This window comes from Trichocoleus sp. Lan (assembly GCF_039961855.1).
GTDB lineage: Bacteria > Cyanobacteriota > Cyanobacteriia > Cyanobacteriales > FACHB-T130 > FACHB-T130.
The window spans coordinates 26,078-42,008 of sequence record NZ_JAMPKA010000023.1 but is presented as its reverse complement, the minus strand read 5'-3'; the positions used below and the strand labels follow the sequence as shown (position 1 = coordinate 42,008).

General features: G+C 47.9%; 14 protein-coding genes. 6 read left to right on the top strand and 8 right to left on the bottom strand.

Features of this window, described 5'->3' with window-relative positions:
* Nucleotides 1-34 precede the first annotated feature (34 nt).
* Nucleotides 35-229 carry a hypothetical protein gene (locus NDA03_RS19795; protein ID WP_190438021.1) on the top strand — a complete coding sequence of 65 codons (195 nt, stop codon included), beginning with the start codon at nt 35-37 and terminating at the stop codon, nt 227-229.
* A gap of 70 nt (nt 230-299) precedes the next feature.
* Nucleotides 300-722: an FHA domain-containing protein gene (locus NDA03_RS19790; protein WP_190414059.1), complete on the top strand. Its 423-nt coding sequence runs from the start codon at nt 300-302 to the stop codon at nt 720-722.
* Nucleotides 723-770: 48 nt separating this feature from the next.
* Here the strand turns inward: NDA03_RS19790 and NDA03_RS19785 are convergent, their stop codons facing one another.
* Both NDA03_RS19785 and NDA03_RS19780 read right to left on the bottom strand, forming a co-directional pair.
* Nucleotides 771-1,118 carry a hypothetical protein gene (locus NDA03_RS19785; RefSeq protein WP_190414060.1) on the bottom strand — a complete coding sequence of 116 codons (348 nt, stop codon included), beginning with the start codon at nt 1,116-1,118 and terminating at the stop codon, nt 771-773.
* A 36-nt stretch (nt 1,119-1,154) separates the two neighbouring features.
* Nucleotides 1,155-1,346 carry a hypothetical protein gene (locus NDA03_RS19780; protein WP_348238927.1) on the bottom strand — a complete coding sequence of 64 codons (192 nt, stop codon included), beginning with the start codon at nt 1,344-1,346 and terminating at the stop codon, nt 1,155-1,157.
* A gap of 66 nt (nt 1,347-1,412) precedes the next feature.
* Here NDA03_RS19780 and tmk point away from each other — a divergent pair, with 66 nt between their 5' ends.
* Nucleotides 1,413-2,075, top strand: a complete 663-nt coding sequence (gene tmk / locus NDA03_RS19775; protein WP_348238926.1) for a dTMP kinase — start codon at nt 1,413-1,415, stop codon at nt 2,073-2,075.
* 139 nt (nt 2,076-2,214) lie between these two features.
* Nucleotides 2,215-3,216 (top strand): DNA polymerase III subunit delta', encoded by a 1,002-nt coding sequence (locus NDA03_RS19770; protein WP_348238925.1) that lies wholly within the window; start codon nt 2,215-2,217, stop codon nt 3,214-3,216.
* Between the two features lie 27 nt (nt 3,217-3,243).
* On the opposite strand, the gene NDA03_RS19765 is transcribed toward NDA03_RS19770, so the two are convergent.
* From NDA03_RS19765 to NDA03_RS19750, 4 genes are all read right to left on the bottom strand, one after another.
* Entirely contained in the window at nt 3,244-3,915 is a 672-nt protein-coding gene (locus tag NDA03_RS19765; protein ID WP_190414066.1) for an alternative oxidase, read from the bottom strand.
* A gap of 187 nt (nt 3,916-4,102) precedes the next feature.
* Nucleotides 4,103-4,321: a hypothetical protein gene (locus NDA03_RS19760; protein WP_190430515.1), complete on the bottom strand. Its 219-nt coding sequence runs from the start codon at nt 4,319-4,321 to the stop codon at nt 4,103-4,105.
* A gap of 438 nt (nt 4,322-4,759) precedes the next feature.
* The gene (locus NDA03_RS19755; protein WP_190414070.1) at nt 4,760-5,017 is read right to left on the bottom strand and encodes a DUF1816 domain-containing protein; all 258 of its coding nucleotides are present in this window, start codon (nt 5,015-5,017) and stop codon (nt 4,760-4,762) included.
* A gap of 352 nt (nt 5,018-5,369) precedes the next feature.
* On the bottom strand, nt 5,370-5,627 hold the full coding sequence (locus NDA03_RS19750) for a hypothetical protein (RefSeq protein ID WP_348238924.1): 258 nt from the start codon (nt 5,625-5,627) through the stop codon (nt 5,370-5,372).
* A gap of 1,639 nt (nt 5,628-7,266) precedes the next feature.
* Between NDA03_RS19750 and NDA03_RS19745 the strand changes: the two genes are divergently transcribed.
* The gene (locus tag NDA03_RS19745) at nt 7,267-8,454 is read left to right on the top strand and encodes a PAS domain S-box protein (protein WP_199292331.1); all 1,188 of its coding nucleotides are present in this window, start codon (nt 7,267-7,269) and stop codon (nt 8,452-8,454) included.
* A gap of 66 nt (nt 8,455-8,520) precedes the next feature.
* Here NDA03_RS19745 and NDA03_RS19740 read toward each other — a convergent pair whose 3' ends face one another.
* Entirely contained in the window at nt 8,521-9,690 is a 1,170-nt protein-coding gene (locus NDA03_RS19740) for a quinone-dependent dihydroorotate dehydrogenase (protein ID WP_190414077.1), read from the bottom strand.
* A 369-nt stretch (nt 9,691-10,059) separates the two neighbouring features.
* Between NDA03_RS19740 and NDA03_RS19735 the strand changes: the two genes are divergently transcribed.
* Nucleotides 10,060-13,041, top strand: a complete 2,982-nt coding sequence (locus NDA03_RS19735; protein ID WP_348238923.1) for a GAF domain-containing protein — start codon at nt 10,060-10,062, stop codon at nt 13,039-13,041.
* Nucleotides 13,042-13,086: 45 nt separating this feature from the next.
* Here the strand turns inward: NDA03_RS19735 and secA are convergent, their stop codons facing one another.
* The gene (secA, locus tag NDA03_RS19730) at nt 13,087-15,903 is read right to left on the bottom strand and encodes a preprotein translocase subunit SecA (protein WP_348238922.1); all 2,817 of its coding nucleotides are present in this window, start codon (nt 15,901-15,903) and stop codon (nt 13,087-13,089) included.
* Nucleotides 15,904-15,931 lie beyond the last annotated feature (28 nt).

Sequence of the window (15,931 nt, the reverse complement as noted above, 5' to 3'; positions counted from 1 at the left end):
CGAACAATTGACCGCTAACCCGGTGTGCCACAATATGATAGAGGAGATTATAACCCTCCAAACACATCAAGCCTGCTCCAAGCTGACGACACTGGCTTCAGGGAAGGCGAGGGTGTTACGCTGGAGTCCTGCCAACCTCCGCCAAAGCGCCTCTTGTTTTCCTCAAGATAATGCTCGGTCGAGTGTTGATATTCAGGGTGCAGGCACAGGCGCTTATCCCGCCGGTTGAGAATGGTGCCACTGTTAGTCTAAGTAACTGTTTTTCACAAACCAACCGCCCTCTCTTAAATAATTTTTCAATGGCTGTAAAACTGCATCTGAACCATATATTGATTATTGAAGATGATCAGGGACGTAAGGAGTTTCCCTTAGAAAAGCCGGAATATTGCATTGGCAGAGACCAGAAGTGCGATATCCGGTTGTACTCCCAATTTGTATCGCGTCGGCACGCAACTTTAGTGCAAAAATTGCGTGCGGATGGCTCTTACTATTATCGAATTGTCGATGGCGACAAAGGCAAGCCCAGCGCCAATGGTCTGTTGATCAATGGTCGAAAACTCCAAGCTCACGATCTCGAAGATGAAGATGAGATTGTGTTTGGGCCGCAAGTGCGGGCACGCTACTTCCACCTGAAGCGAGAATCCATTCCCACGGGACCTCCAGATGAGTGGGACATTACCCTGATTAGTCCCAATATGGTTGGCGATGGGGAAGAACCTTAATTTTCTCCATGAAAATCTCGCCTGAGAACTTCCCAGGGGGAAGCTTGTCTATCCGGCGACGCTTTCAACTAGTTGCCAATGGCGATTTTCCGCGATCGCCTGATGCACCTGATAGAACATCTGGTGGCAGTGGTTGTCCACTTGCAGGGGCAACTCTTCGTTTTTCACTACAAAATTCATCCGCACTTCTCGGTCGGTAGCGGTCGATTTATCGATGAGCACTTCCACCGTCACCAGCTTGGCAAAAGAGACGTGACCCGGTATCTCGCGAGCCATCAAGTAGTCTCCAGTGTTGTAGATAATATCGAAATTACAGGACTCCAAAACTTCTATGAGCACCTGCTGGAGACGCTCAAGGGGAACTGCAACGATAAATGAACAAGTATAGCGAGCCATAAAAAATCCCCGACGTCATATCCCTCGACCCTCTTATCATACCGAACCTTCGTTTCGGGTCAGACAAGGAATGCTTGCTTCTAAGGCTAGAGCCATCACCCAGCCTTTATCAGCTTCCAGCATACCAGTCGCTCCTCCGGAAGAACTAAGTAGGGAAGTTACCAAAAGCACGGGGTGGGGTTGACTGATACTTTGGAAGAATGAAGGATGAGTGGGTTGTGGATTCATCAGTGCTGGTGAGCAACATCCCGATCTTGAGCAAGAAAAAAGGGCTGTGATGATAAGGATTGGGGAATGCAGGGCAAGCTGATTGTGTTTGAGGGAGTGGAAGGAAGCGGTAAAACAACTCAGATGCAGCGATCGCGCGATTGGCTTCTGGAAAAGATGAAGGCGGAATCTCCGACTTTCTCGCAGGTAGCGATTACCAGAGAGCCGGGTGGTACAGAATTGGGTAAAGCTTTGCGCCGCTTGTTGCTCGAAGGGACTCTGAATCACCCAATTCAAGACCGGACAGAACTATTGTTGTATGCAGCAGACCGCTCGCAGCACGTTGAAGAGGTGCTAAAACCAATGCTGGCGGCGGGAGGAATTATTTTGTGCGATCGCTACACCGATTCCACCATTGCTTATCAAGGCTATGGTCGAGGTCTTAGCCTATCTTTAATCGAGAAGATATGCCAAATGGCGACAGACGGACTGGAAAGCGACCTCACCCTGTGGCTAGATGTTGACGTTGAAATAGGTCTAGCACGCGCTAAAGCCAGGGGAGCCGCCGACCGAATGGAGCAAGCAGAATTGGCGTTCCACCAACGGGTACAGCAGGGGTTTAGAGCCTTAGCAGCAGCCCATCCCCAGCGGATTGTGCGGGTGGATGGCAGTGGCACTGAGGCAGAAGTCCAAGGGAAAATTCAGGCTATCTTGACTCAACGGTTTCGGGAATGGTCTCTAGAAAATTAAAAATCTATAATTCCCTGGCAGTGGGGATTAAACTATCAAGACAATTTTTGAGGGTTGGTTCCAGACGCCATATATCGCGTCTCCAGGGTAAATGGTACTGCTTGCAAATTTTTTGAGTTTTGCCTTTCTTTGCGGTTAAATGGATTTTTTTGCGGAACTTGTCGGACAAAACCGAGCGGTTGAGTTACTAACTCAGGCAGTGGCTCAAAATAGGATTGCTCCTGCCTATCTATTTGCGGGTCCCGAAGGCATCGGACGCAGCATGGCGGCTCAGTGCTTTGTAGACCTTTTGTTCTGTGCTAATGTACCCGCAACTGAGCCAGACGCCCCCGAATCTCCTGTGATTAAGGAAGGAAGCAAGGGGAGTATTGCGTCTATCAAAAACCGCTTGCGGCAGGGCAATCATCCAGACTTATTTTGGGTGCAACCGACCTATCTGCATCAGGGTCAACGATTATCTGCCGCCGAAGCCGCCGAAGCGGGTGTCAAGCGCAAGGCTCCGCCGCAAATCCGGCTGGAGCAAATTCGGGAAATTACCCAATTTCTGGGACGTTCGGCGCTGGAGGCACCGCGATCGCTGGTTGTGCTAGAACAAGCAGAAACGATGGCAGAAGCGGCTGCAAATGCCTTACTCAAAACCCTGGAAGAACCGGGACGGGCAACGCTGGTTTTAATCGCACCCACTCAGTCGTCGTTGTTGCCAACGCTGGTATCGCGTTGTCAGCACATTCCTTTCTATGGTTTAGACTCGGCGGCAATGGAGCAGGTGTTGCGGAAGACGGGTCACGAAGAGATTTTGGAGCATCCGACGGTGTTAGCGATCGCGCAAGGCAGTCCGGGAAATGCGATCGCTTCCTGGGAGCAACTCCAAACGATTCCCCAAGACTTACTTCAGGACGTTATCCATCTGCCAAAATCGTTTCGGGACGCCCTTGAACTCGCCAAACGGATTGATAAAACTCTCGATACAGAAGCCCAACTGTGGTTAGTTGATTATCTACAGCACACTTACTGGCAGCAATTCTTGAACGGTGTAATTCATAAATTGCCCCTCCAGCAACTCGAAAAAGCCCGCCAATCTCTCCTGAGTTATGCTCAACCGCGACTTGTCTGGGAAGTAACGCTATTAGAAATGATTTAAGCCACCATTTGAGAGGAAAAAATTGCTTTAACTCTCTTCAGATGAGGGCTTAAATTCAGGGGAATGGGGGCTTTTAATTTTTTCTTTTGCGTCTGGTTGCTGGCAGGCAATCATGGTTGTGATGTGTTCTTTTTCGTCATTGCGGATGGCAACGAACACATCGTAAAGATTCTCAATTTTTGGACGACGCTCCCTTGGTGTATGAGAGATTTGAAAATCATCAAACATGTAAAGATCGCCCTCGTGGTAGTAATCAATTGCTATCTGTGGAGCTGGCTGAGTTTTGAGTTCAGCCTCATGCTCTGTTAGAAATTTATCGTAGGTGTGGTAAGCACCTTCTTCGACCAACTGATTAAAGTAGTAAGCCGATCTGGGAGCAATCATGTATACAAAGACCAGAATCCAGTAGTAAGCCAGGACGCCAATCCGAGCAATCATGCGATCGCTCCACGATTTCCCCCCACCCAATGCTTCGATGATGCGGAGATGATGCAACTCATTCCAGGACTCAGCAAAGTGAACCTTGATCCAATCAGCATAAGGCCACGCGCCGAGACTTTCATAGAGATGAAGAACCGATAAATAAGCAAAACAAGGAACGCGAGCGATCGTTTCCAAGACATAAAATCTTGCATACCATCGCTCTTGGTAAAAAGTTTTTAAAATAAATTCTAAGAAACTAACGAGTAAACGAATCATTCTCCTAGTCTGCTTTTAAAACGACTAATAATTATAAACTCATGGATTAAGTATAAATAAATGTAAAATAATTGACAAACCAAGTAACCCGATTGATGTAGTGCAGGGGGCTAGCTGATATTGAATTTTTATACTTACCTAATACTCACCTACTGAGACTGCCGGACATCTACTGTGCGGACAACACTTATTGACCAGATTGTTCCACTAATTTTCTCAGACGCAGATATGCCTCTTCTGGGGTGAGCGGTTCAGATTCGGTTTCGTTAGGAATATAGAATTGGCTGCTATCTGGAAAGTAGCGGACGACAAAACTAGGAATAAGACCTAATTTTAGAGCTTTTTTTCCAAATTGTTCTGCTGTTTCCGAAAGGGTCAATTCATCATGGAACTGAGGTTGAGTCATAATCTTTTTGTCTCCTCAATAGTGTTTATAAATATAAACTAATAGGGACGCTAAGTTACAAAAGCTCAGGCAATAGCGCCACCAATTGTAATTTACAAACATTCCCTTAAAAGGGAAGCTGGGAGTTTACTAAGCAGAGGGTTCGACAAGGAAGGGTTAACAAAAGCGCGATAGCGTTAGCGAAGCGAGGCGTTAGCCTAGCGCTGACTTGTCAGTTCGCCATCCGACTTAGCGTTTCCGGAGGATAATCGCTGTTTCCCTGACCGTGTAGTACCGTGTAGAAACTCCCAGAGGGAGATTGCCATTCATTTGTTGTCCTTATTAACCAAGTTAATGCCTACCCCTTCCCTGAACTTCTACCGGAGGAGTGGGCATTACGTTAAATCTCTTGGTGATCTTATATACCAACCACTGAATGGTAGATTTCGGACAGTTTTCTTAGTTGACTTCTTCCTCACACATCGTCAACACGCTTGGCTTGCAGCGTTTGATGGTGACTTCGATCCCGCCAGCTTTTTCACTTTGGATATCTTCAATATAGCCAGGGCACGCAGTTGCCGCTTCAGCGGAGTTGTGAAAGGGACCAAAATAGTAGATACAGCGAGGCTCAGTAGTGGCAATTTCCACCCACCAAGACATTCGGAGACCTTGTGCAAATCCTGTCAAGACCTCTTTGATTGTTTTGAGCAGTGCCATAGGAAGTGATAACTAAGAGAATTAGGGATTAGACAAACTAGACAGAGGCATTGAAATTCTCGTTTAAACTGAATGACAGTTCTGCCCAGCTCGATAGGATAACCTGGCAGTCGGCTCATAGTTGTACGATTCTGCTTTCATACAACTGCGTCACTGTACTCAGATGCGATCGCCAAATTGATATTTTATATCTTTTAGAAAACCTCAAAGAATATCAAACACAAAATTTGTTCTTGAATTCTAGTTTAACGGATGCAACTTGGCACAAGTGTATGCAATACAACCTTAAAGTTCAAGATATTGCTGAATAATCAATAAACCCTGACATTAGCAGCGTAACTGTTGACCATCACTAGCTTTCTGTTTTTGGGATATTTGCTCCCACGCCTAGTTCTTTTTTACTTGTCTTTAACTGCTTCCACAGAGACTTAATATCCTTGTATGCCTGTTCGGAAGAAATCTTACCTCCGGTTTGCAACGCAGATATATAAGAAATTTTTTGTGCAAATTCCTGTAAATTCGCATTAAAAGCTAGCTCCTCTGGAGTGAAACGACCCCAATAATGACTCTGGGGGTTGAGAAAGCTTAATTTATTGATATTCTCTGGCATAGTACAACCCTCTATAACTAATTTTATAGTTAATTAACAGGTAGGCTAATTAAAGATTAATTGCTTCCGTTCAATTATTTATAAATAGGTAATCAAAAATCATTACTTATTCCCATCATTCACAAAACATCTTGATTTTTACAACATTCTTTAATGTTTTAGCTTTATAAAGTCTACTGTTATTTATATCCCTAGTTTTAGTAGTCTAGGAAATGCTGATATTTCGCGAACGCGACAGTGGCGAGGTAAGGTGGGAAGCTTCCAAATACAAAGCGAACTGTAATCTGGGTGTGGGAAGGTTAATCGCTGGCGTTGATTGGTATCTTCTTCTGTGGCTAATGATGAGGAACCCTGGAAGTTTTTCAAAACGCAATGGGGCGATGACACAGATAGGGAAACTTCTTGTTTTTGCATACAAAAACTGCTAGGGCAGTTTGCCCAACTCCGTAAGAATGCACCTTTGTAACTTTACCCGTTACTGTTTTACCAAACTTCTACCACAGGGCTGGGTTGAATGTTAAATTTACCTGTGATTGGAAGCACAAAACCTATGTTCAGGAAAGATAGCGGTATCGTGGATAGAACAGTAAAGTTGTCAAAACAAGCGTAAGAACTACAGCTTTGAGACATCTGTTTTATAAAATATAAGAGTTTTAAACGGTGATCGCGAGAATTGCCTTGCACTTCTAAGATAGAATAAACCGACTGGAAAATTATCAGGCGATCGCGCATCCAAAAAAACTTTCTATTGCAGTTTATCAGGAGGTTTTTATTTTTGTTTGCGACAGATTACAGCTCAGAGAACTTCCAGAAGACGCTGCTACGCGATCGCATACATAACGGTTTCAGTATTTCTAGCAGAGTTTTTAACTGTTTAGCTAAAATTGTATCGCTAATAAATAAACGAAATTATTCTCATTCAACCTGATTTTTCGCTTACACTAGAGGAATCAGCGAACCTTAAATCTATTTGCAATTCTGAATACAAAAAGCCCCTATCAGTTGCTTTCTAGGGGCTTGGTGTTGTCTGTCAGTATATCCCGTTGCAGCTTCTTGCGGCAGGATAACGATTATCTAAGGCTTAACTTTTATTCTCTTCGCCTGCATCTATCTGAAGAAATAGATTGATGTAAACTCATTAAATACTTATATTAAAAATCACAAGCAATTTTAATTAGGTTCTTTCAAAACTTGTCTTTTCATACCCCGCGTAACTGAACTCTTGATTGCGTTCGTTAACGAAGCGGTGCTTAGTGCAAAGCAACTTTGTGAAGCGATCGCAAAGCGTATGCAGAGAGTGATAGAATCTCCCTTGTGCTTTACTCACATTGCGCTCGGTTCCGCACTACAGGGTGTTGTACATCAAAGATTTTCCAATCGCTAAATATTTAGTTAGAAAACCCTAATTATTTCCATAATCTCAAAAAATAAGCTTGAATATACATTAGCTAAATAAAATTTACTTTTTGCCGCTATTTGCATATTTAATTTATTCATTTAATAAATAGATAAATAGGGGGAGCAAGGATTGCCTCTTTTGGAAGGGCGCAATTAGAGAAAGGAATGTTAAAAGGAAAAAAGCAGTGAACTTGATAGAGGGTAAGAAGTTCTCAATCATGCCCTTAGTGAAGGTAAAACTATGAAAAATGAAATAAATGTGAACTTATTTGCCCAACAAATTCAGCAAATTAACTGGCGATTAGCTGAGCTGTACAAAGGGGCAACCATCGCTCCGCCTAAAGAGCCAGAGCTACTGCCAGTCGCCTTCAAGGAGTTGGGCATCGCCTCGGAAACGCTACAAGTGGCGCTAGAGGAACTACGCCAGCAGAATGAGGAACTTGTAGCCGCACGACAGGCGTTGGAAGCCGAACGCCACCGCTACCAGGATCTGTTCGAGTTAGCACCGCAAGGCTACCTGGTGACGGATGCAGAAGGGACAATCCGAGAAGCCAACCGCGCTGCTGCTAAACTGCTCAACGTGTCGCCAGAGTTTTTAGTGGGCAAACCGTTTGTCATCTTCATTCCTCAAGAAGAACGTCGAATCTTTCGTAACGAACTGACTCGGCTGCATGAGCAGCAACGAGTATATGAGTGGACAGTACGCCTACAGCCCCGTAAAGGTGAGATTTTTGACGCGGGGATAACAGTCGCCACTACTCATAATAATGGGGAAGGCAAAGCCGTCACATTGCGTTGGCTGATTCGCGATATCACTGAGCGCAAGCGGGTAGAGAAGGCGCTAGAAAAAAATAACTACGACCTCAAGCAAGATCGCCCTGTACAGGCTTACTCCAAAGGAGAAATCATTCCCCTCGACCCTCAAAACCTGTGGTTAGTGTGTCGGGGTTTGGTGAAGCTGAGTACGATGAGTGACAATTGTGAAGAGGTGCTGGTAGGGTTAGTCGGTCCTTCGATGCCTTTTGGCTCTTGTTTAACCGCCCTGTCAACCTATCAAGCAACTGCCGTCTCGGACGTGCAGATAGTTAACATTTCCCTCTCAGAGATAACAGCCTCCCCTCATCTTGCCCAGACTATTTTACCGAAAATTAATTTGCGGTTGCGGCAGACAGAATCGCTTTTGGCGATTTCTGGTCAGCGACGATTGCAAGACCGCTTGCAGAATCTATTGTTGCTGCTGAAACAGGAAGTTGGCGAACCTGTGCCGCAGGGAACTCGTTTGAGCGTTCGTCTCACCCATCAAGACCTTGCCAATGCCTGCTGCGTCACCAGAGTGACAATTACCCGTTTGTTAGGGAAGTTACAGCAAGAAGGAAAGATTTCCTTTGACTCCAAATACCACATTATCCTCAAAGAGGGAAGCTTCTAGAGTAAGCGGTTAGGGGTGAGTTATCAGTTGTTGGTTGATTAACAAGTGACAGTGGGTAGCTTGAAATCAAGTCTGAAGACTGTCTATGCCAACGGCGTCAGAGAGGGACGCTAAGCTGTGTTCCTGCAATTTTTGCAACAGACCCTCCAGAATGCGGCGTACCATCCAAGGACCTTCATAAATCCAGCCAGTGTAAACCTGGATCAGGCTAGCACCCGCCGCGATTTTCTCCCAGGCATCTTGGGCAGTGAAGATGCCGCCGACGCCGATAATGGGCAGTTGACCTTGCGTTTGCGTGAAGATAAAGCGAATGACTTCGGTAGAACGTTCTCTTAAAGGGGCACCGCTGATGCCACCGGCTTCTTCACTCACGGGTTTACCAGTTGGGGAAAGTATCTGGGTTTTTAGATGATCGCGCCGGATAGTGGTGTTAGTGGCGATGATCCCAGCCAGTTGGTAATTTTTAGCAAGTTCAATCACAGAAGCGATCGCTTCCCACTCCAAATCTGGGGCAATCTTTACCAGTAGAGGTTTTTGTCCTTGATTTTCTTGTTGCAGGGCATCTAGAATCAGACTCAGCTGATCCGAAGACTGGAGACTTCGCAATCCCGGTGTATTGGGTGAGCTAACGTTAACGACAAAGTAATCTCCCAAATCCTTCAAAAGGCGAAAACTACCCAGATAGTCAGCAGCCGCAGCCTCTAGTGACGTTATCTTAGATTTACCTAGATTAATTCCTAGGGGAATGTTGAAGGTTGAAGGTTGAAGGTTGGAATTTTCAGCTTTTAACTTTCCACTCCAGCTTTCCAACCTTTGCGCCATTGCCGCTGCCCCTTGGTTATTAAATCCCATCCGGTTGAGGGCGGCTTTGTCCATCGGCAAGCGAAACAAGCGAGGACGGGGATTTCCCGGTTGCGCGTGTAAGGTTACGGTACCGAGTTCCGCAAAGCCGAAGCCGAGACTAGGCCAAATCCCAGCCGCGACGCCATCCTTATCAAATCCAGCGGCTAGACCCACTGGATTGGGGAACTTTATCTTCCACAGAGTTTGTTCTAAGCGAGCATCTCTCTTGGCGTAAGATTGCTGTAATTGTGCAACAATCCAGCTTTTGGGGGAATGAGAAGGCGAACCGGCAAGAGCGCTGAACAGATGGAGCGTTTGTTGATGCAGCCATTCTGGATCGGCTTTCAATCCGGAAAATAATGCCGGACGAATTGCGAGTTGATAGATATCCATAATTTAATCATTCGTCGTTAATCATTAGTCATTGGTAAAAAAAAAACAAAAATAACTAATAATTGACAACCGACTATCCTCAAGTAAGGGCATTCTAGATATTACAAGCTTTGCAAGAGACACCCACGAACAAAGTTCATACCAAAAACATGAAAGTCTCTTTCCCGCACGCCTGACTTCCGAGTTTTAAGACACTCACCGATGAGCAAAGTTTCACAACGAACAAGCTGAAAATCTTTCTTTTTGAGACGCTCTGGTTTGTTCGGGCAATCCGGGAGTAGAGCGCCGCTACGCTAACAGTCCTACTTTCAAGTGAGAAATCTGACAAGCGACAAGCGATCGCAATGAGTCGGGTCGCGGTTGAATAACATGGATCAACACCACACTCCAGACCAAAGTCCAGCGGACTACGAAAACCAACTTGTTGCCTTGGGGCGCGTCCTTCAGACCATGCGGGAAGAGGAGAATGTTGACGTTCTCATCGAAACCACCCTGAATTATCTCGCCTCCGAGTTTGACTATCGCCTGATTTGGATTGGCCTCTACGATCGCTTAGATCACCGTTTATTTGGCAAAGGCGGCGTCACTCCCACCGGCGACACAAAATTTCTTAAAAGTAAGTTTACCCTAAGTCCCGGCGACCTTCTGGAGCAGGTAGTCATCCAGCAGCGCTCCTTAGGCGTCCCAAATCTCAGCGAAGAAGTGCGGGCTGGAGAATGGCGTCGAGCAGCTCAACAATTTGGAATTCAGGGTGCGTTTTTTTATCCTTTGCGCTGCAAAGACCGTTGTTTTGGTGTCGTGCTACTAGGATCGTCCTTGTGGGGTGCCACTCCTCGACCGGGAGAAAAAGCCCAGATGTCAATGCTATTTGGGGGATTAGCTGCTGCCCTGTACCAGATTGAACTTGACTGGCAGCACTCCTCGACCAAGCGCCCCGACCAGCCACTATTTCAGGTGCTAGACCAGATGGCGCGGATGCCTGCGATGGATCAACGCCTAGAGGCTGTGGTAGCCATGACGCAGCAATTTATTGGACCAACTCGCACCAGCGTCTACTGGTATTCCCCAGAGCGACGCTACTTTTGGCACCGAGTTGGCAACCGCCAGACATCTAGGGGACTCGCTTCCTCAGCCGCCAGTGCTGCTGCTGGTCTTACCGTCCAAGAAGTCAGCGAATTTTATCTAGCTCTGAATGAAAATCGGCTGATTGCCATTGGCGCGGGTAGAAGCCCCCTAAAAGCCGAAGTAACCGGGCGCTTGCTCTCCAGGTTGCGGGCACGCTCCCTTTTGGCTGCGCCGATTCGGGTAAAGCAGGAACTGGTGGGCTTTCTGGCAGTGGAAGGCAATGAAGCTCGCATCTGGGAAGAAGCGGAAAAAAACTACATTCGTGCGGCTGCTCAGTTGATTTCCCTAGGGGCAGGAAGTGAGGAGATAGAAGGAACGCTTGAGCGTACCCAACAGGATGCCCAACTGGTAGCAGAGTGTGCCCGTATCCTCGCCGACAACACAAACGCTGAGAAAGCCTTAGATGAGTGTGCCCAACTGCTCTTGAAGCGGCTGGGGGTAGAACGTTTTTTGGTACTGCAACAACCCAGAAGTGGTCAGGGGTCATGGTTCGGGAATGGGGAACAAGACTCATTGCCCATTCCCCCAGGTTCAACTGAACACTCAAAACAGAAAGCTGAAAATTATTCGGTTGTTTACCAGCGCCAGCCACTGAATAGAAGACCCCTAACAACTTCCCTCAGCGCTGTTACAGGTGCTGACCGGCAGCTAATCGAGGAAAGTCCTGAAGCCGTGGCGATTGAAGATTGGGAACAAGACTCGCGACTGGGTCGCTGGCGGGAGAGCTTGGCGGGTTTAGGCGTGCGATCGCTTTTAGTCTGCCGGATGTCCAGTCGCGACGCCTCTGATGACCCAGACTCGGAAGAGAACTTACCCCTTGTTGTCATTGGTCATAACACCCCCCGAACTTGGAACCAAACCGAGCGCCAATTACTAGGCATCGTCAGCCAACAATTAAGTTTGGCAGTCCGCACCTTGGAGATGAGAACCTCCACCCAACTCTCAGAGTCAGCCCAATCCTTCTTCCAGGCTGGCTTGAAGATTCTCTTATCGGCACCGCCAGACCCAGCCGGGTTCGATCGGGCTTGGGTGGAATTCCTCTCTGAGATGCTGCAATCTCCTCTAGCGCTCTTGCTTACTTGGGGAGGCACTCGGAAAGATTCTCGGATTGAAAACGCCAAGGTAGCGGCGGCGGTGATGGCAAACTCGCGGTTTGCCCTTCCCCCCGACCTTTCGGTTCCACTCAACGATGCATTGATTCAGGAAGCTCTAACGACTGAGGGTCTTCTAGAAAAGCGGGGAACGCAAATCCCCGGTAGATCCCGGCAATGGCTGAGCAGCGCCAGTATCGGCTGCTTGCTGGTCATGGCTCTCCCCCAGGATGAAGGCGGAAGGACGAAGGAGGAAACAACTCCCCTTCATCCTTCCGGTGGTCTGGTTGTGCTGGCAGACAGCCCCCAGCGTCAGTGGCCCGAACACTTACTTCCGGTTGTGGAAACCTTGATAGGACAGTTCGCTCGGATTCGCCAGTACACCTTGGAAAACGCCGCTCTCTATGGGCAAGTCAGAAACCTAGAACAGCTGAACTGGTATAAACATCGTTGTATGGCAAGCTTGCATTCCTCTGCCGCCGATCGCCTTAACCGCCTGAATCAACTTGTAGGGGGGGGATTATCAGACATCCGGCTGGGAGAACAAACCAATCGTGCAGACAGTTCTGTACCTTCTAAAGGGCATCCTCCAGATAAATCTTTAGCGCGTATGCATTCCTCACAACTCATCCGCGAACTAGGGAATATCCTTGGGGAGTTCGCCCCGCTCGTGGAGGAGGAGCAGTGGCAGCTGAAGCGCCGACTGACAAAGGTGCCGTTAGTGAATCTGTTGAAGCGATCGCTCTGGTTCGTTCAACCTCTCTACCATCAGCGCCAGATTCAAGTATCCATCGGAGGAGTGGGTAGCAACCTTCACGTATATAGCGACCTGCTTAAGCTGGAATGCGTCCTCTCCGAACTGTTAGCGATCGCAGCTCGTAAGGCAACCGCAAACAGCCGGATTCATCTCAAGGCTGAAGTCAAAATTCCCCAAGAGGACAGCGCTTCCCTCGTGGAATTGTTAATGACCGATTCGGAAAGTTTTGATTTGACAACACCCGTGGGAGCGGGTTTCCATCTCGAACCAACCTTGAAGATTTGCCAACGCTTCGTGCGCTCTTTTGGCGGCGATCTCCAGTTTTACCAGATGGAAGGACACCGCTACTTAACTCGGTTGTTACTACCAATGGTCTAATTAAAAATTAAAAATTGAATGCCCAATTTTTAATTTTTAATTCTTTTACACCGCTTGCGGCTGAACCTGCGGCTGGAACTGGAACAACGAATAAACCACATTCCGGCGGATATCCGTCATCATGTCCAGAAACATCTCATATCCTTCCTGCTTGTACTCAATCAGCGGGTCTTTTTGACCGTAGCCGCGCAAACCTACCGACTCGCGCAAGGCGTCCATTGCTTGTAGGTGTTCCCGCCAAAGGGTATCAATTTGCTGCAAGATAAAAAAGCGCTCGGCTTGGCGCATCAAACCAGCCTGAATTTGATCGACAGTCGATTCTTTGAGGTCGTAGGCTTTTCGCACTTCTTCTTGCAAGAAAGTTTTGATTTCCCCAACGCTCATGTCTTCTAGATGGGACGGCTCCAAATCTGCCAACAGATTGACAAATTCCTTCACCTTGGCGACAAGGCTGTTTAAATCCCATTCTTCCGAAGGTAATTCTGGATTGACGTAAGCCTCCACAATGTCATCCATTGTCCGCTCGGCATACTGAATCACCTGTTCTTTCAAATCCAGCCCTTCTAAGACGCGGCGGCGTTCGGCATAGATAGCGCGACGCTGGTTGTTCATCACCTCGTCGTACTCAAATACCTGCTTCCGGATGTCGTAGTAGTAGGTTTCGACTTTTTTCTGCGCCCCTTCCAGACTCCGGGTTAGCATCCCGGATTCAATGGGCATATCCTCCTCGACCCGCAATCGATCCATCAATCCCGCGACGCGATCGCCACCAAAAATCCGCAACAGGTTGTCTTCCAAACTCAAGAAAAACTTCGTCGAGCCTGGGTCTCCTTGCCGTCCGGCGCGACCCCGCAACTGGTTGTCAATCCGGCGCGACTCGTGGCGTTCTGTGCCGATAACGTGCAAACCGCCCAACTGGATCACTTCTTCGTGTTCGGCGCTCGTAAATTGTTCGTACTCTTTGTGAATTAAGTTGTAAACCTCCCGCAGCCTTTGGATGACCGCGTCATCCGTCGGTGCTTTTTCTGAGGCAACGGCTAGCTTATCCTCTGCCTCCAACTCTGGCAGGCTCCGCTCTCCATATTGCTGTACGGCAAAATCTACCGCACTTTTCAGCTTTTGTTCCGTATCCTTGGATAACTGAGTCGGGAAAATTTGTGGGCTAACCTTCCAGCTTTTCACCTTCTTACCGGGAGTAAACCCCTGCGCGGGGGCACGTCCTGGCGCTCCCGCCACCTGACTTAAGGCAAAACTATCTTCTTCTTCCGGCTGCACAATCTTGGGCATCAAGTATTCCCGCAGCTTCAGGCGTGCCATATAGTCCGCATTCCCGCCCAAAATGATGTCGGTTCCGCGACCCGCCATGTTCGTCGCAATCGTCACTTTCCCTTTGCGACCGGCTTGAGCGACAATTTCCGACTCCCGCTCTACATTTTCCGGTTTGGCATTCAGCAGGTTGTGCGGCACTTCTCGCTCGCTCAACAGAGTTGACAGGAGTTCTGATTTTTCTACGCTGGTTGTTCCCACAAGGACGGGTCGCCCAACTTTGTGCATTTCCGCACACTCTTCAGCGATCGCCCGCCACTTTCCTGCCTCTACCTTGTAGACCACATCGGGCATATCTCCCCGTCCGCTCGGTCTATTAGTGGGAATTTGCGTAACTTCCAGTTTGTAGATTTTTTCAAATTCGGCTTCTTCTGTCTTTGCCGTTCCGGTCATCCCGCCGAGCTTTTCATACAGCAAGAAGAAATTTTGATAAGTAATCGTCGCGAGTGTTTGCGTTTCATTCTGAATTTCTACCCGCTCTTTCGCCTCAATCGCTTGGTGGAGTCCGTCACTCCAGCGACGACCGGGGAGTACCCGCCCCGTAAACTCATCCACAATCACGACTTCCCCGTCGCGGACGATATAATTTACATCTTTTTTAAACAGCTCTTTTGCCTTAATCGCATTAAAGATATAGTGCGCCCAAGGATCGTTGGGGTCGTACAAATCCTTGACTTCTAGCAGCTGTTCTGCTCTGGCAAACCCTTCATCGGTCATCAGAACGTTACGAGCTTTTTCATCTACCTCGTAATGCCCTTGCTTATTCCCGTCGCTCTCAACTTCCTTTTCCAGGGCCGACGCGATCGCTGCCGCCTTCATGTACTTCTCAGTTGGACGCTCGACTTGCCCGGAAATAATCAACGGCGTCCGCGCCTCGTCAATCAACACCGAGTCTACTTCGTCGATGATGCAATAGTTCGGGGGACGCTGTACCACATCCGCCATTGAGGTTGCCATGTTGTCGCGCAGGTAATCAAAACCTAGTTCGCTGTTCGTGGCGTAAGTAATATCGCAGGCGTAATTTTTCTGGCGTTCGCTTGGCCCCATTCCCGATTGAATCAGCCCTACGCTCAAGCCCAAGAACCGATGCACCTGACCCATCCACTCGGCATCGCGCCTCGCCAGGTAGTCATTGACCGTGACTACGTGGACTCCCTTGCCAGTCAGGGCGTTGAGGTAAGCCGGTAGGGTTGATACCAGGGTTTTTCCTTCCCCAGTTTTCATTTCGGCGATTTGACCTTTGTGCAGAACAATCCCACCGAGCATTTGCACGTCAAAGTGGCGCATTCCCAAAACTCTCCGCCCTGCTTCCCGCACGACTGCAAAAGCTTCTGGGAGCAACTCATCCAACAGTTCTTGGCGTTCCCGCGCTGTCTTAGTTTTCTCCAGTCGCTGTTTAAATTCTGCGGTTTTGCCCGTCAGTTGTTCGTCGGACAGCGCTTGGATTTCTTCCTCCAAGAGGTTGATATCTACAACATAAGGTTGGTATTTTTTGAGCTTGCGTGCGTTGGGGTCGCCCAGTAATTTTTTAAACATAGCAGCAAAAGGAAACTTTAGAAGGATG

What these genes read in the sequence shown, in the direction of transcription:
- NDA03_RS19795 (WP_190438021.1), top strand. Translation starts at nt 35, where the DNA reads ATGATAGAGGAGATTATAACCCTCCAAACACATCAAGCCTGCTCCAAG.
- NDA03_RS19790 (WP_190414059.1), top strand. Translation starts at nt 300, where the DNA reads ATGGCTGTAAAACTGCATCTGAACCATATATTGATTATTGAAGATGAT.
- NDA03_RS19785 (WP_190414060.1), bottom strand. Translation starts at nt 1,118, where the DNA reads ATGGCTCGCTATACTTGTTCATTTATCGTTGCAGTTCCCCTTGAGCGT.
- NDA03_RS19780 (WP_348238927.1), bottom strand. Translation starts at nt 1,346, where the DNA reads ATGAATCCACAACCCACTCATCCTTCATTCTTCCAAAGTATCAGTCAA.
- tmk (WP_348238926.1), top strand. Translation starts at nt 1,413, where the DNA reads ATGCAGGGCAAGCTGATTGTGTTTGAGGGAGTGGAAGGAAGCGGTAAA.
- NDA03_RS19770 (WP_348238925.1), top strand. Translation starts at nt 2,215, where the DNA reads ATGGATTTTTTTGCGGAACTTGTCGGACAAAACCGAGCGGTTGAGTTA.
- NDA03_RS19765 (WP_190414066.1), bottom strand. Translation starts at nt 3,915, where the DNA reads ATGATTCGTTTACTCGTTAGTTTCTTAGAATTTATTTTAAAAACTTTT.
- NDA03_RS19760 (WP_190430515.1), bottom strand. Translation starts at nt 4,321, where the DNA reads ATGACTCAACCTCAGTTCCATGATGAATTGACCCTTTCGGAAACAGCA.
- NDA03_RS19755 (WP_190414070.1), bottom strand. Translation starts at nt 5,017, where the DNA reads ATGGCACTGCTCAAAACAATCAAAGAGGTCTTGACAGGATTTGCACAA.
- NDA03_RS19750 (WP_348238924.1), bottom strand. Translation starts at nt 5,627, where the DNA reads ATGCCAGAGAATATCAATAAATTAAGCTTTCTCAACCCCCAGAGTCAT.
- NDA03_RS19745 (WP_199292331.1), top strand. Translation starts at nt 7,267, where the DNA reads ATGAAAAATGAAATAAATGTGAACTTATTTGCCCAACAAATTCAGCAA.
- NDA03_RS19740 (WP_190414077.1), bottom strand. Translation starts at nt 9,690, where the DNA reads ATGGATATCTATCAACTCGCAATTCGTCCGGCATTATTTTCCGGATTG.
- NDA03_RS19735 (WP_348238923.1), top strand. Translation starts at nt 10,060, where the DNA reads ATGGATCAACACCACACTCCAGACCAAAGTCCAGCGGACTACGAAAAC.
- secA (WP_348238922.1), bottom strand. Translation starts at nt 15,903, where the DNA reads ATGTTTAAAAAATTACTGGGCGACCCCAACGCACGCAAGCTCAAAAAA.